Source organism: Bradyrhizobium sp. B120, from assembly GCF_049075665.1.
Classification (GTDB): domain Bacteria; phylum Pseudomonadota; class Alphaproteobacteria; order Rhizobiales; family Xanthobacteraceae; genus Bradyrhizobium.
Genome location: NZ_CP185242.1, coordinates 1,032,751 through 1,058,744, shown reverse-complemented (window position 1 = coordinate 1,058,744; position 25,994 = coordinate 1,032,751). Strand labels below are relative to the sequence as shown.

Below are 25,994 nucleotides of genomic sequence, written 5' to 3'. Positions count from 1 at the left end.
GCACGCGCACCCTATTAGACGTAGAAATCGGGATGGACTTATGAGCTGGATTCATCAATGCCGCGGCACGACGTCAATGACCTGATCGCCTTCCTCGCCGTCGCGCGCGAACGCAGTTTCACCCGCGCGGCGGCGCGGCTCGGTGTGTCGCAATCGGCGCTCAGCCACACCATGCGCGCGCTGGAGGAACGGCTGGGGGTGCGGCTGTTGACCCGCACCACCCGCAGCGTGGCGCCGACCGAGGCTGGCGAGCGGCTGCTGCAGGGCATCGGGCCACGCTTCGAGGAGATCGAGGCCGAACTCACAGCGCTCAACGCGCTGCGCGAGAAGCCGGCCGGCACCATCCGCATCAACGCCGGCGAGCACGCCGCCGAGACCATCCTGTGGCCGGCGCTGGAAAAGTTCCTGCCGCGCTATCCCGACATCAAGGTGGACCTGACCGTCGACAACGGGCTCGCCAACATCGTCGCAGAACGTTTTGACGCCGGCGTTCGCCTCGGCGAGCAACTGGCAAAGGACATGATCGCGGTGCGGATCGCGCCGGATTTCCGCATGGTCGTGGTCGGCGCGCCGTCCTACTTCAAGCGGCGCGAGCGCCCGAAGCGGCCGCAGGACCTGACCCAGCACGCCTGCATCAACATCCGCCTGCCGACCCATGGCGGCATCTATGCCTGGGAATTCGAGAAGCGCGGACGCCCGATCAAGGTCCGCGTCGACGGACAACTGGTCTTCAACAGCAACGCCTTGCGGATCAAGGCGGCGTTGGCCGGGCTCGGGCTTGCCTATGTCGCCGAGGATCAGGTGCAGGCGCAACTTGCCAAGGGCCAGCTGGTCCAGGTGCTCGACGACTGGTGCGCGCCGTTTCCCGGCTATCACCTCTACTACCCGAGCCGCCGGCAATCCTCGCCGGCCTTCGCGCTGCTGGTGCAGGCGCTGAGGTATCGGGGTTAACAGAGCGAACGCGGCGCCGACGGGGTCCACCACACGGATATTTGCTTTGCGGTTTGGCCGTAGCCTCTGGGAACGAGACCAGCACCGCCTACGTTATTGCAGACGAAGTCGTGCAGGCTTGGCGGATCTCGCCACCGCTCGAACCTCACCGCACCATCCGGACCAGCCCATGTTCAGAAACACATTCGCCATCATCGTCGCCGCCGGCCTGACGCTCGCCCCGGCTCAGCTCTTCGCGCAAAGCACGGGAGGCTCCCCACTGCCACCGAGGCCGGGCGACCGCGCTGCTTCGTCGGACGGCGTTGGCGGCACTGCGCTTCCAGCCCAGAGCGGCCAGCGCTATGCACCGTCCTCCGGCGGCAATTTCAGCGCGGCGCCGGCCGCTCCCGGCGGTTCGGTGAGCACGACCGGCAACGTCAATAGCGCGCAGGGGCGCTGAGGCGCGGTGCTAGATGGCGGCGGCGGGCTCCGCGGCCGGTTCGTCCGGCTCGGCGTCGGCGGTCACGAATTTGAGCCCGTAGGTCTTGCCGCGACGCCAGACCACTTCGCAAGGGTAGCGCTTGGCGTGATCGGCGAGCAGTGTCAGTGCAAGGCGATCCTTCACGTCGAACTCGACCTCGGTCGTGATCTTGGCGCCGCCGGGCGAGATGTCGACCACAGCACAGGCATTCTCGGTCACGCCGTCATCCACCGTGATCCACGCCGCACGGTTGTTGAGCTGGCGCCGCGGCTCGCGACTGATCTTGATCCGTGCTCCATTGCTCGCCATCGTCTCGTCCTCGAAGACATTGGTCCTTAAAAAAATTGGAGGCCGGCAGGTCGATCGACGCGCCCGGCACACAACCGCAGGGGCCACAATGCCATCCGCCCGTAAAGTCCGGCTTAGCGCGATCGCTTGAACTTTACCGGAATCTTGCCCCGGCTTTTAGCAAACGAAGATTCCGCAATTCCATCAGCGGGATACCGGCCGCGTGGGCAGCCGTCGGCTTGACACGGGGACCGCATAGTTGGTGAAGTAGCGGCCGTGGCGCTGGCCACATCCCTGCAACAAGAGCGCTCCAAGCCGGCTCCTTTTGACGGAAACGCCCCATGCTGATCCCCCTCGCCGACGTGCCGCGCTGGTATGCCGAACGCAAGCCCGCCGACGCGATCGCCGTCAGTCACGGCGCGGATACGCTGACCTGGCTTGAGCTCGAGCGCCGCGCCAATGCGCGGGCGCGCGCGTTTGCCGCCAAGGGCGTCAAGCCCGGCGACTTCGTCGCGATCGGGTTGCCCAACAGCAACGCATTCTTCGAGACCACTTTCGCGGTGTGGAAATGCGGCGCGACGCCGACCTCGCTGTCATGGCGGCTGCCGCGCGGCGAGGCCGCCGCGGTGCTCGAGATCCTGAAACCGTCGCTGGTGGTCGGCGGCGAGGCCGACTGGAATGCACCGAATTCGCTGCCGGTGGGTTTCGTGCCGGAGGGATTTTCCGAGGAGCCGCTCGATGCACCGGTCGCGCGCTACTGGAAGGCGATGACGAGCGGCGGCTCGACCGGGCGGCCGAAGGTGATCCTCGATCACAACCCCGCCGTGATCGAAACCACGACACCGCTGCTGCTCGGCATGCCACATGATGCGTCGGTGCTCAACCCGGGCCCGCTCTATCACAACGCGCCGTTCATCCTGTCGCACGCGGCGCTGTTCGGCGGCGGACGGCTGACCGGCATGGTGAAGTTCGATGCCGAGGAGACGCTGCGGCTGATCGCGCGCGACCGCGTGCAATGGGTCAACTTCGTGCCGACCATGATGCACCGGATCTGGGCGCTGCCCGAGGAGATACGCAACCGCTACGACGTCTCCAGCCTGCAAATCGTGTTTCACATGGCGGCGCCGATGCCGCCCTGGCTGAAGGAGAAGTGGATCGAATGGCTCGGGCCGGAACGGGTCTGGGAGCTCTATGGCGGCACCGAGCGGCAGGGCGCCTGCGTGATCTCCGGCGTCGAGTGGATGGCGCACAAGGGCTCGGTCGGCAGGATCGGCGAGACCGCGCGCCTTCGCATCATCGGCGAGGACGGCAACGACGTCGCGCCCGGCGAGACCGGCGAGATCTACTTCCTGCCCAATGACGGCGCCGGCTCCACCTATCACTATCTCGGCGCATCACCGAAGCGGCGGCCGGACGGTTGGGAATCGCTCGGCGATATCGGCCGGCTGGATGAGGACGGCTATCTCTATCTCGGCGACAGGCTCGCCGACATGGTGCTGCGCGGCGGCGCCAACATCTATCCGGCCGAGGTCGAGGCCGCGGTCAGCGAGCATCCCGAGGTGCGCTCCTGCGTCGTGGTCGGACTGCCCGATCCGGAATTCGGCCAGCGCGTGCATGCGATCCTCGAACTCGCCGAGACTGCCGATGCGCAGAAGATCGCCGACGGCATGGGCGACTTCCTGAAGGACCGGCTCAGCCGCTACAAGCATCCGGAAAGTTTCGAGCGCGTCGGCACGGCGCCGCGTGATGATTCCGGAAAGGTTCGCCGCACCATGCTGCGCGACGAGCGCGCCGCCTGGATCAAGGAGGACCGCGCCTTCCGCATCATGCCGGCGCGTGCGGCAGCAAAGAGCGATTAGGTTCAGTTCATCTTGCGAGGGGCAGCTCTGCACGCCAGATGAGCTGTGCAGGCCGCCGCGCAAGGTATATCATTCCATCTTCCCTGCCGGCAGAACCTCGGACTACCATGAGGTTCCAGCGCCCTGCACGCCAGGAGATCCTTGATGCCCTCCACCACCGAATGGAAAGTGCCGGCGGCCTTTCAGCCCCGCCCCGAAGATTACCGCTACGACCTCGATCGTGCGCTGACGAGCGTGATCGGGCTGCATTCGATCATTCCGCCTGACGCCTTCAGCGCCGAGACGCTCGGCACCGAGCGCGCCGGCAACGGCGTCTTGATCGACGACGGGCTGGTGCTGACGATCGGCTATCTGATCACCGAAGCCGCCACGGTGTGGCTGCATCTCGGCGACGGCCGCGCGGTCGAGGGCCACGCACTCGGCTTCGATTTCGAATCCGGCTTCGGCCTGGTGCAGGCGCTGGGACAGCTCGACATCAAGCCGCTGCCGATCGGCTCGTCGGCGGCGACGCAGGTCGGCGACAATGTCGTGCTCGGCGGCGCCGGCGGCCGGACGCGCTCGGTCGCGAGCCAGATCGCGGCGAAGCAGGAGTTCGCGGGCTACTGGGAATATCTGCTCGACGAGGCGATCTTCACCTATCCGTCGCATCCGAACTGGGGCGGCACCGGACTGATCAACAATGCCGGCGAGCTGATCGGCATCGGCTCGCTGCAGCTCGAACGCGAACGCTCGGGCCGCGCCGAGCATGTCAACATGATCGTGCCGATCGATCTGCTCAATCCGGTGCTGAGCGACCTGCGCAAATTCGGCCGCGTCGACCGGCCGGCGCGGCCGTGGCTCGGCATGTACACGACCGAGATCGACAACCGCCTCGTGGTGGTCGGCGTCGCCAGCAAGGGACCGGCGGCGCGCGCCGAACTCAAGACCGGCGACGTGATCCTCGCGGTCGACGGCGACAAGGTGACGAGCCAGACCGGCTTCTACCGCAAGCTCTGGTCGCTCGGCGCAGCCGGCGTCGACGTGCCGCTGACCATCTACCACGAGGGCGTCACCTTCGACGTGACGCTGACCTCGATCGACCGCATGAAGCTGTTGAAGGCCCCGCGGCTGCATTAAGAGAAAGAAAAGAGGCAGCAACGATGAGCGAGGCCGTGGTTGACGACATCGTGGCCGTGCTGCCGCCGCTGTTGCAGACACTGGAATCGCTGTCCTTTGTCGCGCGCAATCTCAATCCGCCGGACTTCGATCGCGTGATGCAGATCGCAGGCGAGCCTGAGGAGGCCCTGCAGGCGGTGCGGCCTCGGCTTGCCGATTGGCCGGAGAAATTCGCGCATATCCAGACCGCACTGGAAGCTGCGATCGAACCGGCACTGGCCGGCTATGCGGGCCTGCGCGCGGCGCAGAATGGCGAAGGCGATCTGGTCAGCGTATTCCGCGCGCTGCGCTATCTGCCGCGCGCACAGGAGGCGCTCTATCCCTTGACCGAGCTGCCGCCGGTCAGCGGCTTCTTCATCGCGCCCGACATGCGCGAGGACGCCGACCTGCAGGCGAAGCTCGCGGCCGTGCCGAACGCCGACACCGGCATCTTCCATGAGCGCAACGAGCCGGGCAGCCGCGGCGGCTTCTCGATGTACGTGCCGGAATATTACACGCCTGATCGCACCTGGCCGCTGGTGATGGCGCTGCACGGCGGCAGCGGCAACGGCCGCGGTTTCCTGTGGAGCTGGCTGCGCGATGCGCGCAGCCGCGGCGCCATCCTGGTGGCGCCGACCGCGACCGGCCAGACCTGGGCGCTGATGGGCGACGACACCGACACGCCGAACCTCAACCGCATCATCGACCAGGTGCGCGCGCGCTGGCGCATCGACGAAACCCGCATGCTGCTGACCGGGATGAGCGACGGCGGCACGTTCAGCTATGTGAGCGGGCTCGACGGCGCCTCGCGCTTCACGCATCTGGCGCCGGTTGCCGCGACCTTCCATCCGCTGATGGCCGAGATGGCCGACGCCGAGCGGCTGCGCGGTTTGCCGATCTTCATCACCCATGGCCGGCTCGACTGGATGTTCCCGGTGCAGACCGCGCGGCAGACGCAAGGCTTGCTGTCGGCTGCCGGCGCCAAGGTGATCTATCGCGAGATCGACGATCTCAGCCACACCTATCCGCGCGAGATCAATGCGGAGATTTTTCGGTGGCTGAACGGCGAGCAGGCCGACGGCACTTGAGGGACTCTCTTCCCGTCACCCTGAGGAGCGCGAAGCGCGTCTCGAAGGGTCGACGGCCCGGCTGCGGCCGCGCGTGGCTCCATCGGGGCCGTGCATCCTTCGAGACGCGCTTCGCGATCCTCCAGCGACAAAGGGAAAGCCTTTGCGCGGGGATGACGGTGATGGATGGAGCCGCGCGGGCGCTATCCCGGATTCAGCGCGGACAACGTTACTGGTTGTCTCGTGGCTTGAGCAGGTCGGAGAAGCCGACCCGGTGCAGCATTTCGTTGCGGACGCGGTCGATCACGCCGAATGCGACTTCGGCACCGTCCTGGGTCGGATCGATGTGGACGCGGAACGGCCGCTTGCCGAACGGCGTGTCGACGACCTCAACGATCGCATCGGCCACGGAGCCGGCGTCGGCATCCTCGGGCACGATCGCCGAAAACGCCTTCATGATCTCGTCGCCGAAGCCGGCATAGGGACCGGCTTCATATTCGGCGACGCGCGCCTGGTCGGCGGGACGGCCGGAATGCGCGAAATGGTTGGTGCCGCCGGTGAAGGCGCCGGGCACGATGATCGAGGTCTCGATGCCCCAGCGCGACAGCTCACGGGCATAGATCACGGCCATCGCATCCATGCCGGCCTTCGCCGCGAAATACGGCGCGAGATAGGGCGGCGTGCCGCCGGCCGAGCTTGAGCTCGACACCCAGACCACAAGTCCCCTGCCCTGCTTGCGCAGCTGCGGCAGCGCGGCGCGATTGACGCGCTGGGTCGAGAGCACGTTGACGTCGAAGAGCTCGGCGAGCTGCTCGGGCGTGAAGGCCTCGGCCGGACCGAACACCATGTGACCGGCATTGTGCATGACGACGTCGAGGCGGCCTTCTTCGGCAACAATCTGCGCAATGGCCTTATCGACCGACGCCTGCGAGCCGACATCGAGCTCGAGCGCGCGCAGATCGACGTTGTTGTCGCGGGCGAACTCCTCGATGTCGGCGACCGCGGCGGCGTTGCGGCCGGTGGTGTGGCGCATCGAGGCGTAGACGGTGTGGCCGGCCCTGGCGAGCGCGTTGGCGGTGAGGCGGCCGAAGCCGCTGGAAGCGCCGGTAATGACAATGACCTGTTTCATGACACGTATCCTTGTGATGGCGGGTTGAGCGAGCGTTGGGTTGAAGGTGTGGAGACGTCAGACCAGACCGCCATTGGCACGCAGGGTCTGGCCGTTGATCCAGGAGCCGTCGGGACCGACGAGGAACGACACGGTGTTCGCGATGTCGTCGGGCGTGCCGAGCCGCTCCAGCGGGACCATTTTGGCGAAGCGATCGATCAGCTCGTCCGATTTGCCGTTGAGAAACAGATCGGTCGCGGTCGGGCCCGGCGCGACCGCATTCACCGTGATGCCGCGGCCGCGCAATTCCTTGGACAGGATCGCGGTCAATGACTCGATCGCGGCCTTGGTCGCGACATAGATGCCGTAGGTCTCGAGCCTGGTTCCGACGACGCTGGTCGAGAAGTTGACGATACGTCCGCCATTGCGCACCCGGCGTGCCGCCTCGCGCATGGTGTTGAAGCTGCCCTTCAGGTTGACCGCGACCTGCTGGTCGAAGGCCGCATCGTCGCTGTCGGCGATCTTGCCGAGCTTCATGATGCCGGCATTGTTGACCAGCACATCGACGCCGCCGAAGGCGGCTTCCGCTGCGTCGAACAGGCCGCGCACCGCGCTGGCGTCGCTGACATCGGCCTTCGCCGTCAGAGCCCGGCCGCCGGCGGCTTCGATCCGGTCGGCCACCGCCTGGGCGGGCCTGGCATCGCCGGAGTAGTTGATGACGACGGTGAAGCCGTCCCGGGCGAGGCGCTCGGCAACCGCGGCACCGATCCCGCGCGAGGCGCCCGTCACCAGCGCTACCTTGTTGGTTTGGTTGGTCATTTTCAGTCTCCCGTCAGGTTGGCGGCCAAGGCCGCGTTCGATGGGAGGACACTAGGCCTTGGCATCAACCGGATAATCAGGCATCTTCTGGCAACACTATTCGCAATTTTCGGATAATAGATGGACCGCTTCGACGCGATGCGCGTGTTCAGCCGGGTGGTGGAACGGCGCAGTTTCTCACTTGCCGCCGACGATCTCGCTTTGCCGCGCTCGACGGTGACGGACGCGGTCAAGGGGCTGGAAGCGCGGCTCGGCGTGCGGCTGCTCGAGCGCACCACGCGCACGGTGCGCCCGACGCTCGACGGCGAGGCGCATTACCGCCGCTGCCTGTCGCTGATCGCAGACCTCGAAGACGCCGAGGGCGCGTTCGGCGGGGCGCGGCCGAAGGGCCTGCTGCGGCTCGAAGTGCAAGGCACCCTGGCGCGGCACTTCCTGCTACCGAACCTGCCCGGCTTCCTCGCCCAATACCCTGATATCGAGATCAACATGAGCGAGAGCGACCGCTGGGTCGACCTGATCCGCGAAGGCGTCGACTGCGTGCTGCGCTTCGGCCAATTGCCCGATAGCGACATGATCGCGCGGCAGGTCACGATGCTGGAGCGGCTGACCTGCGCCACGCCGGACTACTTAGCGCGCTGGGGTACCCCGACCGATCCGTCCACGCTCGACGGCCATCGCATGATCGGGATTCGCTCGCTGACGACGGGCCGCTTGCGCCCGATGGAATTCGTGATCGACGGCGCGCTCAAACAATTTCCGTTGCCCGCGCCGATGTCGGTGACCGGCCCCGAGAGCTATCTCGCAAGCGCCAGGCTCGGCCTCGGCCTTGTGCAGGTGCCGCGCTTCCATGCCGAAGCCGATCTCGCGAGCGGCACGCTGATCCCGGTGCTGCAGCAATGTCCGCCGCCATCGGTGCCGGTATCGCTGCTCTATCCGCGCAACCGCCAACTGTCGCCGCGCGTGCGCGTGTTCATCGACTATGTGATGCGGGTATTCGCGCGCAGTTGATCGATCGCCGGATGCCGGTCAGCAAAGCCCGTCCTTCAGATGGAGCTCGGGCAACTCGCCTACGCGATCTCGCGCGTTCGACAGGATAGTCCTGTCAGCCGTGGTCACTGAATTCAGATCTCCGTCGCCAAAGAATCCGATTGCGCGCAGCACCTGCGCGGGCTCGCCGTGAAACATCGTCCGGAAAGCGCTCAAGGCTGTCGGCAACGAAGCGCCCGCGGACAACATTGCAGCAATATCCCGATAGTCCTTGGCCTCGGCGCGGTCCAGCGTCGCCTTGAGCTTGGTCGCCATCAGATCGTCGAGCGACGCGACGAGCAGCACGCCATCGGAGGTCTGAAGCGGGTCGTTGATACGGCCGAGCTTGAGGCCGCCAAAGAACGAAACCTTGACCGGGCCTGACGGCATCTCGGCCAGCACGACCAACGTGTCCGGCGCGTCTTGCAGGATCGCCGCGCCGGCGACGAACGCGAATTCGGTGCGAAGTCGCCCTTTGTCCAAGTGCTCGGTGCAGAAGAAGTCAAAATCGAGCGATTGGCGATGACCAAGCTGGAGCGCAACCGCCGTCCCCCCGTACAGAACGAACTTCATTTGTTGCGCCGAAATGAGGCTGGGCCACATCTCGCGTTGCGCCGCAGGAAGGATATCAAGGCGCGGCTCAAACTGCGGCATGGAAGCCCCTGCGGGGGGCCCTGTCCGGAATTGCCAGGCCCGTGGCAAATGTCAGCCGGCCCCGCCAGAATTCCCACGAGCGATCGTTGATCCAGCCCGGCTCCGCGCTGCGCATAACCTCGACCAGGCGACCATGGCCGACCGCATCTTCGAGCAAAAGAATGTCGTCATACGTTCCGAGATTCATCGTTTGCGCGACGATACGCTCTTCGGGAAACGGCCGTCCGTCCACCGGACTCCACCACAAATATTTGCGGCGAAATTGCTCCAACAGATCGCTCGGTAAGCCTGTTGCCGTCATGGCTCATTGTACCTGATTCAAGCGGCGTTTTCCACGCAGAACGTCCCTTGTGGCGTACCGCAACGAGATACGAGGTTGATGATCCGTCGCCGTCCGGAACCACAGCGAACCCCACGACGTTATCCCGCCGACACCGGAGGGATTGAGCGATGCGGACGTTTTTCGGCATGATTTTGGGCGCGCTGCTGCTGGTTTGCGGCGTCTATGTCTACGATTCAATGCGGACGTCGAGCGTCGCCAATGGCGAAGTGGCGCAGGATACCCGCACCATCGTGAATTGGGATGTTGCAGCCCATGACTGGAACCTGCTGAAAACGCGCACCCGCGAGCAGTGGGACAAGATCGCGTCCAAGTAACCGCTGACGTCACAGCCCGATCGTAGACGCCGCCAAGGCCGCACCGAAGCCGGCACCTAACGCGGCCCATTCCCTCGCTGTGACAGCCATCGTCACCAGCGCGACCATCGTGCCGACGAGACCTGCTAGCCCGCCGGACAGGCAACCGCCAACAATGAATGCGATGAACAGATTGCCGGGCGCGAGCCGGAGAAACCGGGCGGCGATGCTGTCGTCGCGCATCGACGCGGCAAGAACGTATCCACCGGCGCGCATGGCATAGCATGTCAGCCCGAGGATGAAGATCACGCCGAGAACGTCCAAGTCCTTCATCAAATGCTGCATCAGGTCACGCATCGGTCCGCTCCATCATGCTGACGAGCGTGCCGCATCCGCCACCGATCAGCATGGACCAGCTCGGATCCACGAATCGGCTGACCAGGAGCGCGACGACCGCCGAGACCAGCCACGGCCACCGGGATGTCGCGTTCTTCCACTGGCTGGGAAGCAGGGTCGCAATGAACATCGTCGGCAGCAGCGCTGCGGCGAGCCGCAGCGGTCCGTTGGTTGCGAGCGGGGCGGCATAGGCGAGCGCGGTGCCGCCGACCCAGCCGATGGCCATCGGGATGCTCGATCCGAGCAGATAGCCGGCGTCGGGTCCGTTGCGGTCGGCATCCGAACTCGTCATCAGCCACGACGCATCGGCGAGCAGAAACAGGCTGAGCAGGATCTTCCGGGGGGCTAGTCCGCCAAACAGCTGGCGCAGGTGGGCGCCCATCAGTAAGTATCGAGAATTGGTGGCGATGCAGGCAACGACCATGGCGGCAACCGGCAACGGGCTCGCCCACATGCTCAGCGTGATCGCCTGGGCGGTGGCGGAGTAGACGAGCAGGCTAAACAGAATCGCTTGCGGCGCCCCCAGCCCAAGCCCCTTGTAGGTCAGTCCCATCACGAGGCCGGCGGCGCCGTTGCTGAGCAGGAACGGCAAGGCCGCGACCAGGCCCCGCCGGAATCCGGCGGCCGTCATCGTTGGGACGCGTTGCGACGGCTGGACGCTTGTAATGGTCATGACCGTTAGATTAAACTTGGTGAGAGGCCGTGATGTCAAGGGATCCCGCGCGGGCAGCGACACAGTTCTTCGGTGGACGGGTCTGCCTCGACTTCGCGAACACGCTCGACTGGCGGACGTCGAACGATCCGCAGGAGCTGATCCCGGATTACGCTGCGCTATTGTCCTGGAGCGAACGCCGCGGGACCTTGCCGCTCGCGGCGATCAGGAAGCTGAAAGCGTATTCGGCGAGCAGCGCTGCCGTGGCCGCGATGCAGAAGGCGCATGATTTGCGTCGCGACATCTGGGCGATTTCCGACGCGCTCCGCGGTGGCCGCGGCGTAGACCTCCGTCTCGTCAATCGGATGCTGTCGGCGGCTCCGCGGCAGCCCGATCTTGTGCGGCAGGATCGCGGCTATCGCCATGCGCTGGCGGGGACCGACGTGACGGAGCCATTGTGGCCGGTGCTGTGGTCGCTGACGGCCCTGCTGGCGTCCGATGACGCAAGCCGCATCGGATGCTGCGAGGCTGACGGCTGCGGCTGGTTCTTCGTCGACGAGAGCCCGAACCGGAGCCGCAGATGGTGCTCCAGCGAAGTGTGCGGCAATCGCGAGCGCGCGCGGCGCGCCTATGCCAAGCGCAAGGGCTCCGCGTGAGTGAACGCCAAGGGGTTTAGTTCTGCTCGGTCTTGCGGCCCATATTGGCCTTGCGGGCGTCCGCGATCACCTGCTCGAATTGATCGATGCTGAGCACGCCCGGCACGCGATACTTGCCGACGATGAATGACGGCGTGCCGTTGAAGCCGAACGCCATCGCCTGCTCGTTATTGCGCGCCAAGACCGCGTCGATCGCCTTGGCATTGGTGTCGAGATCCTTCTTCAGGCGGTCCATGTCGAGGCCGGCGCCCGACAGCAGCTCGGCAATGCGCGGCTCGGTGATGCGCGAATTCACCGAGATCATCGCCTCATGCGCGGCTTCGAACTTGTCCTGGTATTTCGCCGCCAGCGCCATCCGCGCCGCGACCTTCGACACCGGCCCGAGGATTGGCCAATCCTTCAGCACCAGGCGGACCTTGCCGTCGTCCTGCACCACCTGGCGGAGCTCCGGCGCGAGCTTGCGGCAATACGGGCAGTTGTAGTCGAACCATTCGACGATCGTGATGTCGCCCTTGGCATTGCCGATCACCGGAATATCCGGATCGCGCAGCACCTGTTGCTCGGTCAGGACATTGTCGTCCTCGGCGCGCGCGCCTCCTGCGGCAAGGAGCGCAATGCCGGCACCGATGAGGCCGAGCGCGCCGCGCCGGGTGGCGCCGGCGTTGTCGAGGGGGAATTTCGTCAGCTGGTTCATAGCTCGCTTCCGGAAGGGCTCCTCGCCCTTCTACGTTCAGGACACATCGATGTTACGCAGCAGCATATAGATCGCCACGACGATAATCACAGTCGCAAACACGATATTAAGGGCGCCGCGCCGTTCCGACAGGTGCCGGGCGCTCCGTGTGCCCAGCAGGCCGCCCGCGATGCCGCCGGCGACGAATAGCCCCGCCAGGCCCCATGACACCAGCCCGGACCACGCATAGCTGAGGGCCGTGGTCATACCGAAGGCGGTAACGGCCACCAGCGACGAACTGACCGCGTTCATGATCGGCATCCCGGTCGCCAGCATCAGGGCCGGCACGATCAGGAAGCCGCCGCCGATGCCGAAGAAGCCGGACATGGTTCCCGTGGCAAGCCCGAGACCTACGATCGCGGGCGTGTTGGACATCGAGATCTTGACGTCGGTCAGCCCGACCCGCGCGCGGGTCTTCAACATCAACCCCGCGATGACAAGCATCACGATCGAGAACAGGGCCAGCAGCTTCTGCCCGTCCAGCATCTTGCCGAGGATCGAGCCGCCGAATGCGCCGAACATGCCTGACAGTGCGAACAGCAGTGCGCAGGACCAGATCACGGTGCCGCCGCGGGCGTGGTTGGAGAGGTTGATCGCGGCGTTGGCGGCGACCGCGATCGCCGAGGTGCCGATCGCGACATGCGGTTGGGCCACCCCGACCACATAGACCATCAGCGGCACGGCAAGGATCGACCCGCCGCCGCCGACCAGGCCCAGCGAAAAGCCGACCAGCATGCCCGATGCCAGCCCAAGCACGCTCTGAGTTGCGGAGAAGACCAAGGGGAACAGACTCGCGTTAGAGGCCGAAACCCTAGAAGGATTTGCTGCACAACGCCATACCAATAGCACAAAACTGCCCTGCAACCAGTGTCAGCGCAGCAGATATGTCACGGCCAGCGGTACCAGCAGCGAGGTGACCAGCGCGTTCAGGCTCATCGCGATCCCGGCAAAGACGCCGGCGACCTCGTCGACCTGGAAGGCGCGCGCGGTGCCGATGCCATGGGCGGCGATGCCGGCGGCAAAGCCGCGGCCACGGAAGTCGGTGACACCGGTGAAGTTCATCAAGGGCGTGACGATGATCGCCCCCATGATGCCGGTGAGGATCACGGAGACCGCCGTCAGCGAGGGATCGGCATGCAGGGATTCGCTGATGCCCATGGCAACGCCGGCCGTCACCGATTTCGGCGCCAGCGACAGGATGATGTCACGCGGCAGACCGAAGGCCCGCGCCAACAGCACCACCGAGACGATCGCGGTGAGCGAGCCGACCGCCAGCGCAACCAGCATCGGCAGGACCGCGGCCGCGACCCGCCTGCGGTTCTCGTAGAGCGGCACCGCGAGCGCCACCGTCGCCGGCCCGAGCAGGAAGTGCACGAACTGCGCGCCGGCAAAATAGGTGGTGTAGGAGGTCCCGGTCAGCAGCAGGAACGCGCCGATGATCCACAGCGAATGCAGCACGGGATTGGCGAGCGGATGCCGGCGGGTCTTCAGCGACACCGCATCGGTCGCGGCATAGGTCAGCAGCGTCACCGTCAGCCAGAGCAGCGGCGACTGCGACAGATAGACCCAGAGCGAGAACGGATTGTCGCTCACGGGTTCTCCTCCTCGCGCGCAAACATACTGCTCGCCGCGACGAAGGTCGCGACCGTCGCCAGCAGCGTGACGATGACCGACACCGCGAGGATCACCAGGATCGCGATACCGTGCTCGGCGAGCAGATCGAGCTTCTGCACTACGCCGACGCCGGCCGGAATGAACAGCAGCGAGAGATTGGCAAGCATGCCGCGGCTCGCGCTCTCGACCCCGTCATCGCCGAGCGGCCCGCGCGCGAGCACCGGAAAGCGGTCGCGCGCCAACAGCAGCAACAGCAGCAGCACCAGCCCGACCACCGGTCCCGGCACCGGCACGGCCAGCGCCCGCACGGCAACCTCGCCGGCCAACTGACAGAGCAGGATCAGACTGAGGCTGGCGATCATGACAAGGCGCTCACGCGAAACATGCGCGTATCAGGTCGTTGGGGCGGACGCTTGTCAATGCGCGGGACTCAAGCGTGTGCGCAAATGCTGGGCACGCCGGTCTCTCAGTCCCGTCATCCTGAGGTGCGCGCCCTTGCGCGCCTCGAAGGATGCACGGCCCGGTTATCTCCGCACACTACTTTCTGGCTACCGAGAGAGTGGGGCCGTCGACCCTTCGAGACGGCGCTTCGCGGCTCCTCAGGGTGACGGAGATGAAGCTCCGCTCGTCACTGGCGGCTCCCGCCTCTGCAGCGCCATCAGCGTGCCGCTCATGGTCGCGACCAGCGTCTCGATGCCGTCCTGCACGGCATAGGCGCGGCCGTCGCAGACCGTCAGCGTGCGGCCCGGCTTGACCACGACGCCGCGGAATACGAATCGCTCGCCGCGGGCCGGCGCCAGCAGATTGGTCTTGAACTCCACCGTGAGGATGTCGGAGCCGTCGGGCATCAGCGTGAAGGCGGCGATCCCGCAGGCATTGTCGAGCCCCGCGGTGATGATTCCGGCATGCACGAACCCGTTCTGCTGGCAGAACTCCGGCGCGTAGGGCATCGCGAGATCGACCTCGCCCGGCTCCATGCGCGCGATCGAGATACCAAGCGTCTGCATTGCGCGCTGGCGCGCGAATGTGGCGGTGGCCACCGCGCGGAAGTCGGGATTCTTCGGCTCAAAGCGGGGCATGGCGGTCACGCAGTCACGGGTTCTGACGGCACGAGGTGCGGCATCGCGGCGTAGCGGATCGCCGGTGCGAACGGCGCCGATTTGCGCGCGGCGCGATCGATGTGCACGGCCGCGATCTCGCAGGTCGCGGCGACGTCGCCGGTCTCCGCGTTGCGCATCTCATGCAGGATGCGGACCGACTTGTCGCGGAACTCGACCAGCCGGCTCTTGACCTCGACGAGGTCGCCGGCAAGCAGTTCGCGCTGGTAGGAGATGTTCTGCTGCACGGCGGCCATGCCGCGGCCGGACTCGCGCAGATAGCTCGGCGTCAGCCCGAGCCGCGCGAACATGTTCCAGCTCGCCTCGTCGAACTTGCCGACATACCACATGACGTTCATGTGGCCGATGTGGTCGCAATGCCAGGGATAGACCGTGCCGCGATAGGTCGCCTCGCCCTCCATCGTGCCGCTCCTCCATTTTTGATACGGTAGCGTATCAGGCACGAAGCGGGCTAGCAATACGGCACCGTATCGGGACCGCTCCGCGGAGATCACATGACTGAAAGCAAGGGCGACGTCTGGGTCGCGGCCGGCTTTGCCGAGCTCGCGCATACCGGCGTCGACGGCGTGCGCGTCGAGGTGCTGGCGAAGAATCTGGGCGTCACCAAGGGCGGCTTCTACCGCCGCTTCAGGGATCGCGCCGCGTTGCTCGAGGCCATGCTGACGCGCTGGCGCGACGGCCGCATCGCCGCAATCGAGAAGCAGACCGCGCTCGACGGCGCCAGCGCGCGCGAGCGGCTGAAGGCGATCATCACGCTCTATTCGGAGCGCATGAACACCGAGGCGATGGCGGTGGAGCTCGCGATCCGGCAATGGGCGCGTACCGACGAAGCCGCGGCCACCGCCGCTGCGAGCGTCGATGCCGCGCGGCTGAAGAATGTCGGCCAGCTCTATCGCGCCACCGGGCTACCGGCCGAGGAGGCCAATGCGCAGGCCTTCCTGTTCTACTGCTTCATCTTCGGCCAGAGCCTGCTGTTTCTCGAACGCGGCCCGCGCAAGCGCGCGCAACTGCTGGCGCAATCGGCGGACAAGCTGCTCACGGAAAGCCAATAACGCTGCGGCCGAAAGCAAAGCGGCCGGCTTACGCCGGCCGCCCGTCAAATTCGCTTCAGCTGGCTCAGGCGCCCTTCAGGTGCTTGTTGCACTCGCTCCAGTAGCCGCCACCCTTCTGGATCCACTTCAGGCCGCCATTGCCGCCGGTGGCCTTGTTGGCCTTGTACTGATCGTCGCACGTCTTGAAGCGCTGCTTGCCCGGGGTCTCCTGGGCATATTTGGGATCGACCGCGTTCGGAAACACGGCGGGCCCTGCCGGTGCGGCGGGTGCCGCGGCGGGCGCGGCTTCCCGCTTGGCTTCCTTCGGCGCAGCCGGAGCGGGCGCGGCGGCAGCGGGCGGCGGAGCGGCGGGCGCCGCAGCCGGGGTCGCGTCGGCGGCGCATTGCGCCTTGCGGAAATCATTCCACTTCTGGCCGTTGAGGGTGCCGGCCGTCTTGGCCGCCTGGTACTTGGCGCTGCATTCCTGCGCGGTCAGGGCCTGCGCCGGCGCGCTCGCCGCAAAGGCTGCAAAGCCCGACACCGCAATCACACACAACAATCTGGTCTGAATGGTCATCCCTGGTCTCCCGTCATCCCTGGTTTCCCTTTGGGTCTCCCTTGGGGTTTCCCGTGGGGGGCATTGGCGTAAGACCATTATCCTAGCGCAACCCCGACTTGCGACAACGTGCGGACGCCCTTGGCTGTTAAAATATTGTGGCGGCGGGACCACCGCATATTCATCCACGGTTCATCATCGCCGCGCAACGTTTCGGCTCCTTCCCTCACGAGGTGCCCCATGAAGAAGATTTCCACGCTCGCGACCGCAACCGCCCTTGCCTCCCTGCTGCTGATGGGCGGAGCTTTCGCGCAAACCGCCGCCCCCGCCGCCAAGGAGGCCGCTCCGAAGGCTGACGGCAAGATGGCCAAGGAAGCCAAGCCGCGCACCGCCGAGTCGCTGGAATGCTCGAAGGAGGCCGACGCCAAGGGCCTGCACGGCAAGGAGCGCAAGAAATTCCGCTCCGAGTGCAAGAAGGCGGGCGGAGCTGCCGCAGCGCCGGCCGCGAAGTAAAGTAGTACGTGTGATCGGCCCACCCTCCCCTGGGGGGGGCGAGACGAGCGAAGCTCGCTCTTGGGTCGACGCGAATGAAATGAGCGGCGGGGTGGGGTGACGGTCTCTCACGGCGGGCGCTGCCCGTGTTGAGAGATCACCCCACCCCGCTTCGCATTGCGCTTCGCTTCATGCGAAGCGACCCTCCCCTCCAGGGGAGGGTAAGGGAAGACGCGGCCGCTTTTTCATTCGCAATGCTGCAATCGCGAGATGCAATTGTCGCGTGGTTGCGAATTTGCCATAAGGCGGCGTGACCCTGATCCGCGCTTCGATGGCGACCGCCATTCCCGACCGCAGCAAAGTTCTGAACGGGCTCGAGACACTCGTCATCGGCGCCGCCGGCGGCTTGCTGTTTTTATGGGCGGGATTGCCGGGCGGGCTGATCTCGGGTGCGATGTGCGCGGTCGCGATCGCCGCACTGGCCGGACGGCCGCTCGCGGTGCCGCCGGTGCTGACGCAATCGGTGCTGCTGCTGCTCGGCATCTCGCTGGGCTCGCTGATGTCGCAGCAATTGCTGCAGCACATGAGTTCCTATCCGCTCACCATCGCGCTGCTGGCGCTGGCGACGTTCTGCTCGACCTTCGGATCGAGCGTCTATCTGCAGCGCATGCATGGCTGGGACCAGACCTCGGCCTTCCTCGCCGGCAGCCCCGGCGCGCTCTCGCAGATCACGATCCTCGCCGCGGAAAAGGGCGCCGACGTCGCGGCGATCGCCGTGGTGCAGACCATGCGCGTCATCATCCTGACCGCGGCGCTGCCGCTGGTGCTGGCGTTGACCGGGGTGACGCACGCGGCGCCGCCGCCATTGCCGACGACAGTGGCCTCGCCGTTCGGCCTTGTCGCCCTGGTCGCCGGGTCGATCGGCGTCTCGCTGCTGCTGCGCTGGATCAAATTTCCCGCCAGCTGGATGTTCGGCGCGATGCTCGCCTCCAGCCTGCTGCACGGCTCGGGCCTGGTCGATGGCGGCCTGCCGCCCTGGCTGCGCAACATCGCGCTGGTCGGCATCGGCGCGCTGATCGGCACCCGGTTTGCGCGGATGAAGACCTCGACCCTGCTGAGTCACGTCAATGCCGGGCTCGGCTCGTTTGCGATCGCGATCGCAATCTCGGCCGTGTTCGTCGCGGTGATCGGCTTCACCACCCATGTGCGGCTCGCCGACGTCGTGGTCGCCTTCGCCCCCGGCGCAATGGACGCGATGCTGGCGCTGGCGCTGACGCTGCACATCGACCCGATCTTCGTCGGCGCGCATCATCTGTCGCGCTTCCTGTTCGTCACCATCTCGACGCCGGGCATCATCCACCTGTTCGGACGGCCGCAGGACGACGTCGACGATTAGGTGATCAGGTTCCGGATCACACTTCAGACACTGACTGGTCCGGCTGATCGCGAAACGATCGCGCCAACGCTGTCAGTTCGCCGGGATCGAACCATAGCTCCTCGTCCCGGTCCATTTGTAGTTTCGCGACGGCTGCGGCGTGCCACAACGGCCCGGTGATCTGGGCATAGACCGAATCGGGCTGTGCTTCGCTCCACTCCTCGAGCCGCTCCCTGGCCACTGCGCGCCATAGCGCGGTCAGCCGGCTGCTCGCACCATGGATCTCGGAGATCGTATATCTCGGGCGCTGCTCGCTCATCAGCGTGGCGACGAGATTGCGCCGGCTCTTGAGGCGTAACAACGTCTCATTGGCCAACAGCAACAATTCGACGGGGACGCGGTGCACGATGATCAGCATAGGCTCGTCTGTCGCGCATGATCGGGAACGGTGAAGGCGGGATAGCCTCCACCTTGAAACACCTGACACGCGCGTCAGGGCCTTCGCACAGGGAATCCTCTACCTTGGCTTCCGGAAATCGATGCTGCGCAGGATGATCCGGGGCGGCGCCCCCTCGAACTCCTTCGCCTGGTACTTGCCATCGGCGCAGGCCTCGATGCGCTCGCGCAGCCGCATGAACTGAGTCTCGCGGTGGCCCGCGCGCCCGAGCACCCCGCCTTCCAGTTCATCCATGGCAGAGGTCGAGATCGCGCAATGGATCTCCTTCTCGTCGTCATGCATCGAAAACAGCACGACCATCCGGTCGTATTCGTAGCTGATGAAGCGACCCTGGGTAAGCGTCATGTGACCAGCTCCTTCAAAGCCGCGAAGTGGTTCTGGTTCATCGCGGCTCGGTGAGTCGGACAAAGTCCTCGAGAATTGCCGTGACCAGATCGCGATGCCTTGTATCCTCCGGCGGCAGGCTCGCGGCGTACAGATTCAGAACGTAGCGCGCCTTGGCGGCCACCTCCGGCCACGACGTCGCAGGTACCGCCAGCAGTCCGGTCTCGAGTGAGGCCTGCCGTTCGCGCAGATCCCTCGCATGGGTCTCGATTTCCGCCAGCGCACGGCGAATATCGGTGGCTTTCTGGGCTGCCATACCGCGGCGGCGATCGAGGTCGAGCGGTTCGTCAGTCATTGGATGCGCTCGCGTCGATACGCTGGGCGTCCGCCAGATCGACCGAGCCGATCGACACCATCTCCGTCGTCAATCCGCGCGAGCCTTGTGCCGGGACGATGATCATCGTGGCGACACGGCGGAACACCGCGAATGAGAGCCCTTCGATCGCCTCTTCATCGGTGATGACGTCATAGGCGCCTGCGGGCAATTCACGATCGATGCCTCTGATCCGGAATGGATGCTGGAAGGTGACGATTTCACGTCGGGAGCGCATGGTCATGGGCCAGCCTTTTGCGAAACGCCTTGCGCCGGTGCGCGGCCCCAGTGGCAGCATGCGCCGCTTCGGCAGCAATAGCCAATGCTTTCTTATTGGTTTTCCTGGTGTTCCTGGCTTTCTCGCCGAACGCGGGGCAAAGACCGCTTCTCACAGCATCCTGCGTGTTGTTGCCACAGTGCGCCGCAGACCGCTTTGGCGCTCGCTATTCCGGTGCGATCGGCCTACGGTCGATCATCATCACTTCCGGCAAAGCAAATCCACGTCGACGTTCGGGACTGCTCCGGAGGGCAGGCTCTGACCGAGCCGATGATCTCGAGAGACAGAGGGAGACCGACATGTCCAAAGGCGAGCGACACGGCAACCGGGAAACCAAGAAACCCAAGAAGGAGAAGATCAAGGTGATCGCCGCGGCACCCAGCCTGAAGGGCGGACAGCCGAGCTTCACGCCGGGGAAGAAGAAATAGATCGATTGAGACGAGGCCTGCAAATCAGGCCACTCAGTCAGACCTTGGCTGCCTTCGCCACGCCCCAGCCGGCGATCGCGGCCATCAAGAGCGAGATCAGCACGTTGTAGCCGGCGAGCGAGATGCCGAGGAAGCGCCACTGCACCTCATCGCAGCGGACCACCTTGACCTTGTCGAGCTGATCGAGCAGCGAGCCGGCCTTGCCGAAATCCACCATCGGGCCGGTGCAGTCGGTCGGCCCCTGCCAAAACCCCCATTCGACCCCGGCGTGATAGGCGCCGAGCCCGGCATTGGCGAGCGTAGCGAGGCCGAGGATCACAAGGCCCGCGAGCAGCACCGGGCGCGCCGCGCCACGGGCGGCCGCGAGCGCCACCACGGCGCCGAGCGGGACCGCGAGGTAATAGGCATAGCGCTGCTCCAGGCAGAGCGGACAGGGCATGATCTCCAGCACCAGCTGGAAGAACCAGGCGCCGGCCAGCGTTGCCGCCGCGATCACGGCAATCGCCAGCGCCGAGGTCAGTGCCGGATTGCCGGTGGCGGAAGCATCCGACGGATGGGCGGTGGCGAGCGTCACGGCAGTCCTCCTGCGAGCATCGTTCGGCAGGGTCATGGCCCCTGCTCGATGCTCAACCCGGGTCGTATCGCGTGAAAATACCGCTGTCGAGGCGCGGGACAATCACATCCGCGCGGGTTGACCGTGACGGGCCGCCCGCTATAGTCCGCCGCGCTTCGCGACCCCGGCCCCGTTTCGGCTTGGACCACCGCGAATGCCCCTGTGGCGGAACTGGTAGACGCGCTCGACTCAAAATCGAGTTCCGCAAGGAGTGCTGGTTCGATTCCGGCCAGGGGCACCAGCCTTCGCTGCTTCGCAGCTACGGCTTGGCAAGCCAGACGCGATTCTATCGATGCGAAGCGGCGAAGGCTGTCCCGCCGAAGCCTTGGCGAAGGCGGACTGGCTCAACGAAGCCCCATGCCGATAACACCGGCCGCAATCACCATTTCAATGCGGCCGTGCGCACCGGATCGTCCCACAGCGCCGACGTCTCGGCATCGAGCAGGCTGACGGTGAGCGAGCAGCCGGCCATATCCAGCGAGGTGACGTAGCTGCCGACCAGCGAGCGCGCGATGCGCAGGCCGCGGCTCTCGAGCATGCGGCGCGCGGCGTTGTACATCAGATAGAGTTCGATCGTCGGGGTGCCGCCGAAGCCGTTGACCAGCAGCAGCGCCTCCGAGCCTGCGGGCGCAGCGAGATCGTCGGCAATGGCGGTCGTCATTTCCGATGCGATCGCGTCGGCCTCCGCAAGCTTGACGCGGCGGCGGCCCGGCTCGCCGTGGATGCCGACGCCCATCTCCATCTCGTCCGCGCCGAGCGCGAAGGTCGGTGTACCCGCGGCCGGGACGGTGCAGCTGGTCAACGCCACGCCCATCGAACGCGTCCGCGCGTTGACACGCTCGCCGAGCGCCACGCAGGTCTTGAGATCGGCGCCCTTCTCGGCGGCAGCGCCGACGATCTTCTCGACGATCAATGTGCCGGCGACGCCGCGGCGCCCGATGCTGTAGGTCGATTTCTCGACCGCGACGTCGTCGTCGGTCACGATGGTGGCGGTGCGGCCTTCGGCGATCTCGGCCGCCATCTCGAAATTCATGCGGTCGCCCGCATAGTTCTTGACGATGAACAGCACTCCGGCATCGCCTGCGACTGCCTGCGCAGCCTCGACGATCTGGTCGGGCGTCGGCGAGGTGAACACCTGTCCGGGACAGGCCGCATCCAGCATGCCGTGGCCGACGAAGCCGGCATGCAGCGGCTCATGCCCGCTGCCGCCGCCCGAGACCAGCGCGACCTTCCTGCCGTTCAGCTCGCGGCGACGCACGAATTTGCGCTCGGCGCCCAGCACGACCAGATCGGCATGCGCTGCGGCGAAGCCGTCGAGGCTTTCGCCGAGCAAATTGTCAACCGCATTGATGAACTTCTTCATGGTGTCCTCCCCGCTTCGTCCAAAGCTTCGTTCCGATCAATCGGAACGAAGCTCCAGGTTGTTGTTTTGACGCGTTTTCTTCACGCGAACCGGTATCCACTTCGCTCGAAAACGCTTCGTTCGGCGTTTTCGCCTATTTTTCCCGCATGATGCCGATCAGGCGCCGCGTGAATTCCTGCAGCAGCGCGTCGAGCTCGGCGTTGCGCTTGGCGCTGCCGAGATCCGGCAGATGCAATGTCAGCGTCCGCTCGTGCGAGCCTTCGCTCAGCCGGCCGACGCGGCGCGGATGCGCGCGCGCATAGGCGCGCAAAAAGGCGGTCTTCGCCTGCGGCGGAAAGTGGCAGACATCGAAGATGGTGTTGAGATGCTGCACCGGGATCGGCACCGGATAGGCCGGGTTGCTGATCTGGCTGACGAAGCTGCGGTTCTTGCCGATGGCATGGGCGAGGCGCAGCCGCATGCCGGACGGGCGGCTCTCCAGCACTTCCTTGAAGATGCGCTTGTAGACCGCAACCGCGCCGGCTTCGGGCGCTTCATCGGCCGCCGTGTCAGCCAACAGCGCCTCCGCTGCTCAGCCGGTCGATGGTCTGCTTGATCTGCGCCAGTGCCGACGCGTTCACGGACAATTCGCGCAGGCCGCAATTCAGCAGCGCGGGAAGACAGCGCGGATCACCCGCCATGTCGCCGCACAGGCTGACACTGACGCCGGCGCGGCGGCCGTGCTCGGCGGTCCGCGCGATCAGTTCGAGCACTGCGGGATGCAAGGGGTCCATCAGGGGGGCGAGAGCTCCGTTGGAACGATCGCAGGCCAGCACGTATTGCGCGAGATCGTTCGAGCCGATCGAGAAGAACGACGCCTTGAAGCTCGAGACCGCCAGGGCCGCCGCCGGAACCTCGACCATGATTCCGAGCTCCGGGAGCATCGCGGCAATGCCGGCCGCCTGCAAGCGCTGCACGATGTCGGCGAACAGCTTCCGTCCCGCCTCGAGCTCGTCCGCCGACGTCACCATCGGGAACATGACCTTGAGATTGCCGCGCACCGCGGCGCGCGCCAGCGCGCGGAGCTGGACGGCAAAAATCTCGGGCCGTGCGAGGCACAGCCGCAAGCCGCGCACGCCGAGGAACGGATTGGCCTCGCCGTCGAATGTAAAGCCGGGCACCGGCTTGTCGCCGCCGGCATCGAAGGTGCGGATCGTGACCGGCCGCTGACCGGCCCAGCGCAACACCGCATCATAGGCCTGGAACTGGGTCTCCTCATCCGGCAGCTCGCTCCGCCCGGCGAGCAGGAATTCCGTCCGCATCAGGCCGATGCCGTCGGCATATTGCGCATCCGCATCATCGAGGTCGTCGACCCGCTGGATATTGATCAGGAGCTTGATGTGTTCGCCGCGCCACGAGGCCGTCGGTCGCCGCAGGATCGCACGCGCGGATGCCCTGCTCTTGCGATGGCTCTCGCGCCGCTTCTCGAAGATGCGCACCTGCTCGGCGCTGGGATCGAGCTCCAGCGTCGCGCCTTCGCCATCGAGCAGCGCCGTGGCACCGGCATGAGGAATGGCGCCGAGCTGCACGACCATCGGGATGCCGCGCGCCCGCGCCAGCATCGCGACGTGGCTGGTCGGACTGCCGTGCAGCAGCGCCAGGCCGCCGCCGCCGGACCAGTCGATCTCCAGGAAGCGCGACGGCGGCAGGTCGTCGGCACAGACGACGCCTCCGCTCGGGATCTTCAGCGGCTCGCCCTCGTCGCCGCGCAGGATGTGGACAACGCGGTCGCGCAGGTCCGCAAGATCGGACGAGCGCGCCTGCAGATACTCATCCGCCGCCGCATTGTACTCCGCGATGTGCTCGTCGAGCGTCGAGCGCCATGCGACGTCGGCCGGACGCCCCTCGCCGATCGACGCGAAGATCGCCTCGATCAGATCCTCATCCTCCAGCAATGCGACCTGGAATTCGAGGATCTGCGCGGCTTCGCCGCCGGCGCTGGCGGCAAGATCGGCGATCTGCCCGCTCGCCAGATCGATCGCCCTGCGCAACGCAAGCGCCTCCTCGACCAGCGTGCCGGCGACCCGCTCGCCGCCCGCGCCTGCATCGACGCGGACCAGCGGACCATGGGCAAAACCGATCGAGGCGGTCCTGCCGCGGTAAGCCGATCCTGCAGCGCCGCCCTGCATGCTAGCCTGCTCCATCCGGAAAATCGCTGGCAACCAGCTCGACCAGAGCCGCGACGGCGGCCTCGGCGTCGCTGCCGGATGCCTTGATCTCGATCGTGCTGCCGTGCGCGGCGCGCATCGCCATGATCTTGGCCACGCTCTTGGCATTGATCCACTCGGGCGCACCCGCGACCCGCACGGAGATCTGCGCCTCAAACTTCTTGGCGAGCTTGGTCAGCTTGACCGCCGGGCGCGCATGCATGCCCACCGCATGCACCAGCCGCACATTGCCGGTGAATATCTGTCCGTCCGCTTTATCAAGCATACTCATCATCCATCATCGCTTCGCCGACATCTCAATCGGCAGAGAGTTCCTCGGCCACCGCCTTGACCTGGGCCAGCGAGCTGCCGCCCGCCGCCTCGGTCGCCGCCATCACGGCGCCCTCGACGATCGGCGCGTTGCAGACAACAACGAGATCGCGCCGCGCGGGCTCCAGCATCTCCACCGCCATTTCGCTGTTGGTCTCGGCGCCGCCGAGATCGACCAGCACCGCGACACCCTTCGGTGACCAGGCGTCATTGATGGCATCGATGATCAGCGGCACGCTGGTGCCCAATCCGCCGTCGGGATTGCCGCCGCAGAACGCCACCTTGACCTCGCTGCCGACCATCTGCCGCACCATGTCGGCGGTCCCCTTGGCGATGTCGCTGGAATGCGAGACGATCACGATCCCCACGGTGTCGGTCATGCCCGTGCCTCCAGGCCGGCGCACACCGCCTGCACCAGCACGCAGCTCGACCGCGCGCCGGGATCGACATGCCCAACGCTGCGCGCGCCGAGGAACGACGCGCGTCCCTTGGTGGCCTGCATCGGCGCCGTCCGCTCGACCGCCTCGCTCGCGGTGCTGCGCACCCGCGCGATCAGATCCGGCTGGCCGGCCGCCGTCTTCAATGTCTCGAGCACGGGAACCAGCACATCCAGCATCGTCTTCTCGCCGACCTGCGAGCGGCCGCGCGCGCTCACTGCGTTCACGGCGCTGCCGAACACGTCGGCGAGATCCTCGGGCAGATGCTTGTCGTGCGACAGCGCCTCACCCGCGGCAAGAAAGAAGCTGCCATAGAGCGGCCCCGAGGCGCCGCCGACCGTCATCACCAGGGTCTTGCCGATCATCTTCAGCGCTTCGTCGAGCGGCTGCGCCGAGATCGCATCGAGCTTGCCGAGCACGGCTTCGCAACCGCGCTTCATGTTGGTCCCGTGGTCGCCATCGCCGATCGCCTGATCCAGGCTCGTCAGCTCCGGCGCGCTGGCGATGACCTGCTCTGCAGCCGCCTTGACCAACGACTTCAATGTCTCTGATGGCACCGACATCTCCTCGATCCTCTCGCC

The 25,994-nt window shown here is 66.0% G+C and carries 37 protein-coding genes and 1 tRNA gene; 13 read left to right on the top strand and 25 right to left on the bottom strand.

Annotation, left to right across the window (positions count from 1 at the left end):
- Positions 1 to 57: 57 nt before the first annotated feature.
- Entirely contained in the window at positions 58 to 951 is an 894-nt protein-coding gene (locus ACOIX3_RS05020; protein ID WP_420968685.1) for a LysR family transcriptional regulator, read from the top strand.
- A 169-nt stretch (positions 952 to 1,120) separates the two neighbouring features.
- Complete coding sequence (locus ACOIX3_RS05015) at positions 1,121 to 1,390, top strand: hypothetical protein (RefSeq protein WP_420968684.1); 270 nt, start codon at positions 1,121 to 1,123, stop codon at positions 1,388 to 1,390.
- Between the two features lie 9 nt (positions 1,391 to 1,399).
- Here ACOIX3_RS05015 and ACOIX3_RS05010 read toward each other — a convergent pair whose 3' ends face one another.
- On the bottom strand, positions 1,400 to 1,720 hold the full coding sequence (locus ACOIX3_RS05010; protein WP_420968683.1) for a PilZ domain-containing protein: 321 nt from the start codon (positions 1,718 to 1,720) through the stop codon (positions 1,400 to 1,402).
- A gap of 320 nt (positions 1,721 to 2,040) precedes the next feature.
- On the opposite strand from ACOIX3_RS05010, the gene ACOIX3_RS05005 reads away from it, so the two are divergent.
- The 3 genes from ACOIX3_RS05005 (at position 2,041) to ACOIX3_RS04995 (ending at position 5,780) form a co-directional block, all read left to right on the top strand.
- Entirely contained in the window at positions 2,041 to 3,558 is a 1,518-nt protein-coding gene (locus ACOIX3_RS05005) for an AMP-binding protein (protein WP_420968682.1), read from the top strand.
- A gap of 144 nt (positions 3,559 to 3,702) precedes the next feature.
- Positions 3,703 to 4,674 (top strand): S1C family serine protease, encoded by a 972-nt coding sequence (locus tag ACOIX3_RS05000; RefSeq protein ID WP_420968681.1) that lies wholly within the window; start codon positions 3,703 to 3,705, stop codon positions 4,672 to 4,674.
- Between the two features lie 23 nt (positions 4,675 to 4,697).
- On the top strand, positions 4,698 to 5,780 hold the full coding sequence (locus ACOIX3_RS04995; protein ID WP_420968680.1) for a phospholipase: 1,083 nt from the start codon (positions 4,698 to 4,700) through the stop codon (positions 5,778 to 5,780).
- A gap of 208 nt (positions 5,781 to 5,988) precedes the next feature.
- Here ACOIX3_RS04995 and ACOIX3_RS04990 read toward each other — a convergent pair whose 3' ends face one another.
- Both ACOIX3_RS04990 and ACOIX3_RS04985 read right to left on the bottom strand, forming a co-directional pair.
- Positions 5,989 to 6,888, bottom strand: a complete 900-nt coding sequence (locus ACOIX3_RS04990; RefSeq protein ID WP_420968679.1) for an SDR family oxidoreductase — start codon at positions 6,886 to 6,888, stop codon at positions 5,989 to 5,991.
- Between the two features lie 57 nt (positions 6,889 to 6,945).
- Positions 6,946 to 7,686 carry an SDR family oxidoreductase gene (locus ACOIX3_RS04985; protein ID WP_420968678.1) on the bottom strand — a complete coding sequence of 247 codons (741 nt, stop codon included), beginning with the start codon at positions 7,684 to 7,686 and terminating at the stop codon, positions 6,946 to 6,948.
- A gap of 120 nt (positions 7,687 to 7,806) precedes the next feature.
- Between ACOIX3_RS04985 and ACOIX3_RS04980 the strand changes: the two genes are divergently transcribed.
- Positions 7,807 to 8,694, top strand: coding sequence for a LysR family transcriptional regulator (locus tag ACOIX3_RS04980; RefSeq protein ID WP_420968677.1), 888 nt, complete (start codon positions 7,807 to 7,809; stop codon positions 8,692 to 8,694).
- An 18-nt stretch (positions 8,695 to 8,712) separates the two neighbouring features.
- Here the strand turns inward: ACOIX3_RS04980 and ACOIX3_RS04975 are convergent, their stop codons facing one another.
- Positions 8,713 to 9,366, bottom strand: coding sequence for a nucleotidyl transferase AbiEii/AbiGii toxin family protein (locus ACOIX3_RS04975; RefSeq protein WP_420968676.1), 654 nt, complete (start codon positions 9,364 to 9,366; stop codon positions 8,713 to 8,715).
- Entirely contained in the window at positions 9,353 to 9,667 is a 315-nt protein-coding gene (locus tag ACOIX3_RS04970) for a hypothetical protein (protein ID WP_420968675.1), read from the bottom strand. Before ACOIX3_RS04970 ends, ACOIX3_RS04975 begins: the two co-directional genes overlap by 14 nt.
- Before the next feature lie 149 nt (positions 9,668 to 9,816).
- Here ACOIX3_RS04970 and ACOIX3_RS04965 point away from each other — a divergent pair, with 149 nt between their 5' ends.
- Positions 9,817 to 10,023: a hypothetical protein gene (locus ACOIX3_RS04965; RefSeq protein WP_176533628.1), complete on the top strand. Its 207-nt coding sequence runs from the start codon at positions 9,817 to 9,819 to the stop codon at positions 10,021 to 10,023.
- Positions 10,024 to 10,032: 9 nt separating this feature from the next.
- Here the strand turns inward: ACOIX3_RS04965 and ACOIX3_RS04960 are convergent, their stop codons facing one another.
- Both ACOIX3_RS04960 and ACOIX3_RS04955 read right to left on the bottom strand, forming a co-directional pair.
- Complete coding sequence (locus tag ACOIX3_RS04960; protein ID WP_420968674.1) at positions 10,033 to 10,359, bottom strand: AzlD domain-containing protein; 327 nt, start codon at positions 10,357 to 10,359, stop codon at positions 10,033 to 10,035.
- A complete protein-coding gene (locus tag ACOIX3_RS04955) occupies positions 10,352 to 10,990 on the bottom strand; it encodes an AzlC family ABC transporter permease (RefSeq protein WP_420968673.1) in 639 nt (212 codons plus the stop codon). The genes ACOIX3_RS04960 and ACOIX3_RS04955 overlap by 8 nt, the downstream gene beginning before the upstream one ends.
- Positions 10,991 to 11,103: 113 nt before the next feature.
- On the opposite strand from ACOIX3_RS04955, the gene ACOIX3_RS04950 reads away from it, so the two are divergent.
- Positions 11,104 to 11,706 carry a CGNR zinc finger domain-containing protein gene (locus ACOIX3_RS04950; RefSeq protein ID WP_420968672.1) on the top strand — a complete coding sequence of 201 codons (603 nt, stop codon included), beginning with the start codon at positions 11,104 to 11,106 and terminating at the stop codon, positions 11,704 to 11,706.
- A gap of 16 nt (positions 11,707 to 11,722) precedes the next feature.
- Here the strand turns inward: ACOIX3_RS04950 and ACOIX3_RS04945 are convergent, their stop codons facing one another.
- From ACOIX3_RS04945 to ACOIX3_RS04920, 6 genes are all read right to left on the bottom strand, one after another.
- A complete protein-coding gene (locus tag ACOIX3_RS04945) occupies positions 11,723 to 12,400 on the bottom strand; it encodes a DsbA family protein (RefSeq protein WP_420968671.1) in 678 nt (225 codons plus the stop codon).
- A 36-nt stretch (positions 12,401 to 12,436) separates the two neighbouring features.
- Positions 12,437 to 13,174, bottom strand: coding sequence for a sulfite exporter TauE/SafE family protein (locus tag ACOIX3_RS04940; RefSeq protein WP_420971976.1), 738 nt, complete (start codon positions 13,172 to 13,174; stop codon positions 12,437 to 12,439).
- Between the two features lie 135 nt (positions 13,175 to 13,309).
- Complete coding sequence (locus ACOIX3_RS04935) at positions 13,310 to 14,032, bottom strand: LrgB family protein (protein WP_342709214.1); 723 nt, start codon at positions 14,030 to 14,032, stop codon at positions 13,310 to 13,312.
- Positions 14,029 to 14,415 (bottom strand): CidA/LrgA family protein, encoded by a 387-nt coding sequence (locus tag ACOIX3_RS04930; RefSeq protein ID WP_420968669.1) that lies wholly within the window; start codon positions 14,413 to 14,415, stop codon positions 14,029 to 14,031. The genes ACOIX3_RS04935 and ACOIX3_RS04930 overlap by 4 nt, the downstream gene beginning before the upstream one ends.
- 237 nt (positions 14,416 to 14,652) lie before the next feature.
- Positions 14,653 to 15,132, bottom strand: a complete 480-nt coding sequence (locus tag ACOIX3_RS04925; RefSeq protein WP_420968668.1) for a PaaI family thioesterase — start codon at positions 15,130 to 15,132, stop codon at positions 14,653 to 14,655.
- 5 nt (positions 15,133 to 15,137) lie between these two features.
- Positions 15,138 to 15,572, bottom strand: coding sequence for an acyl-CoA thioesterase (locus ACOIX3_RS04920; protein WP_420968667.1), 435 nt, complete (start codon positions 15,570 to 15,572; stop codon positions 15,138 to 15,140).
- Positions 15,573 to 15,665: 93 nt separating this feature from the next.
- On the opposite strand from ACOIX3_RS04920, the gene ACOIX3_RS04915 reads away from it, so the two are divergent.
- A complete protein-coding gene (locus ACOIX3_RS04915; protein ID WP_420968666.1) occupies positions 15,666 to 16,223 on the top strand; it encodes a TetR/AcrR family transcriptional regulator in 558 nt (185 codons plus the stop codon).
- A 64-nt stretch (positions 16,224 to 16,287) separates the two neighbouring features.
- Here the strand turns inward: ACOIX3_RS04915 and ACOIX3_RS04910 are convergent, their stop codons facing one another.
- Positions 16,288 to 16,779: a hypothetical protein gene (locus ACOIX3_RS04910; protein ID WP_420968665.1), complete on the bottom strand. Its 492-nt coding sequence runs from the start codon at positions 16,777 to 16,779 to the stop codon at positions 16,288 to 16,290.
- Between the two features lie 219 nt (positions 16,780 to 16,998).
- Here ACOIX3_RS04910 and ACOIX3_RS04905 point away from each other — a divergent pair, with 219 nt between their 5' ends.
- Both ACOIX3_RS04905 and ACOIX3_RS04900 read left to right on the top strand, forming a co-directional pair.
- Positions 16,999 to 17,271: a PsiF family protein gene (locus tag ACOIX3_RS04905; RefSeq protein WP_420968663.1), complete on the top strand. Its 273-nt coding sequence runs from the start codon at positions 16,999 to 17,001 to the stop codon at positions 17,269 to 17,271.
- Between the two features lie 289 nt (positions 17,272 to 17,560).
- Positions 17,561 to 18,646, top strand: coding sequence for an AbrB family transcriptional regulator (locus ACOIX3_RS04900; protein WP_420968662.1), 1,086 nt, complete (start codon positions 17,561 to 17,563; stop codon positions 18,644 to 18,646).
- Positions 18,647 to 18,662: 16 nt separating this feature from the next.
- Here the strand turns inward: ACOIX3_RS04900 and ACOIX3_RS04895 are convergent, their stop codons facing one another.
- The 4 genes from ACOIX3_RS04895 to ACOIX3_RS04880 all read right to left on the bottom strand — a co-directional run bounded on the left by ACOIX3_RS04895 (position 18,663) and on the right by ACOIX3_RS04880 (position 20,023).
- Positions 18,663 to 19,043 carry a hypothetical protein gene (locus ACOIX3_RS04895; protein ID WP_420968661.1) on the bottom strand — a complete coding sequence of 127 codons (381 nt, stop codon included), beginning with the start codon at positions 19,041 to 19,043 and terminating at the stop codon, positions 18,663 to 18,665.
- 99 nt (positions 19,044 to 19,142) lie between these two features.
- The gene (locus ACOIX3_RS04890; protein ID WP_420968660.1) at positions 19,143 to 19,427 is read right to left on the bottom strand and encodes a DUF1488 family protein; all 285 of its coding nucleotides are present in this window, start codon (positions 19,425 to 19,427) and stop codon (positions 19,143 to 19,145) included.
- 37 nt (positions 19,428 to 19,464) lie between these two features.
- The gene (locus ACOIX3_RS04885; RefSeq protein WP_342724604.1) at positions 19,465 to 19,761 is read right to left on the bottom strand and encodes a hypothetical protein; all 297 of its coding nucleotides are present in this window, start codon (positions 19,759 to 19,761) and stop codon (positions 19,465 to 19,467) included.
- Positions 19,754 to 20,023, bottom strand: a complete 270-nt coding sequence (locus ACOIX3_RS04880; RefSeq protein WP_420971975.1) for a hypothetical protein — start codon at positions 20,021 to 20,023, stop codon at positions 19,754 to 19,756. The genes ACOIX3_RS04885 and ACOIX3_RS04880 overlap by 8 nt, the downstream gene beginning before the upstream one ends.
- 332 nt (positions 20,024 to 20,355) lie before the next feature.
- Between ACOIX3_RS04880 and ACOIX3_RS04875 the strand changes: the two genes are divergently transcribed.
- A complete protein-coding gene (locus ACOIX3_RS04875; protein ID WP_420968659.1) occupies positions 20,356 to 20,484 on the top strand; it encodes a hypothetical protein in 129 nt (42 codons plus the stop codon).
- Between the two features lie 37 nt (positions 20,485 to 20,521).
- Here ACOIX3_RS04875 and ACOIX3_RS04870 read toward each other — a convergent pair whose 3' ends face one another.
- On the bottom strand, positions 20,522 to 21,094 hold the full coding sequence (locus ACOIX3_RS04870) for a disulfide bond formation protein B (protein WP_420968658.1): 573 nt from the start codon (positions 21,092 to 21,094) through the stop codon (positions 20,522 to 20,524).
- Between the two features lie 159 nt (positions 21,095 to 21,253).
- On the opposite strand from ACOIX3_RS04870, the gene ACOIX3_RS04865 reads away from it, so the two are divergent.
- Positions 21,254 to 21,338 (top strand) — tRNA-Leu (locus ACOIX3_RS04865).
- A gap of 138 nt (positions 21,339 to 21,476) precedes the next feature.
- Here the strand turns inward: ACOIX3_RS04865 and dhaK are convergent.
- The 6 genes from dhaK to dhaL all read right to left on the bottom strand — a co-directional run bounded on the left by dhaK (position 21,477) and on the right by dhaL (position 25,976).
- Positions 21,477 to 22,460, bottom strand: coding sequence for a dihydroxyacetone kinase subunit DhaK (gene dhaK, locus ACOIX3_RS04860; protein WP_420968657.1), 984 nt, complete (start codon positions 22,458 to 22,460; stop codon positions 21,477 to 21,479).
- Between the two features lie 133 nt (positions 22,461 to 22,593).
- Entirely contained in the window at positions 22,594 to 23,016 is a 423-nt protein-coding gene (locus ACOIX3_RS04855) for a hypothetical protein (protein WP_420968656.1), read from the bottom strand.
- Positions 23,009 to 24,628 carry a phosphoenolpyruvate--protein phosphotransferase gene (gene ptsP, locus ACOIX3_RS04850; RefSeq protein ID WP_420968655.1) on the bottom strand — a complete coding sequence of 540 codons (1,620 nt, stop codon included), beginning with the start codon at positions 24,626 to 24,628 and terminating at the stop codon, positions 23,009 to 23,011. The genes ACOIX3_RS04855 and ptsP overlap by 8 nt, the downstream gene beginning before the upstream one ends.
- Before the next feature lies 1 nt (position 24,629).
- Positions 24,630 to 24,941, bottom strand: a complete 312-nt coding sequence (locus ACOIX3_RS04845) for an HPr family phosphocarrier protein (protein ID WP_420968654.1) — start codon at positions 24,939 to 24,941, stop codon at positions 24,630 to 24,632.
- Positions 24,942 to 24,963: 22 nt separating this feature from the next.
- Positions 24,964 to 25,356, bottom strand: coding sequence for a dihydroxyacetone kinase phosphoryl donor subunit DhaM (gene dhaM / locus ACOIX3_RS04840; RefSeq protein WP_092118687.1), 393 nt, complete (start codon positions 25,354 to 25,356; stop codon positions 24,964 to 24,966).
- Positions 25,353 to 25,976 carry a dihydroxyacetone kinase subunit DhaL gene (gene dhaL, locus ACOIX3_RS04835; RefSeq protein ID WP_420968653.1) on the bottom strand — a complete coding sequence of 208 codons (624 nt, stop codon included), beginning with the start codon at positions 25,974 to 25,976 and terminating at the stop codon, positions 25,353 to 25,355. The genes dhaM and dhaL overlap by 4 nt, the downstream gene beginning before the upstream one ends.
- Positions 25,977 to 25,994 lie beyond the last annotated feature (18 nt).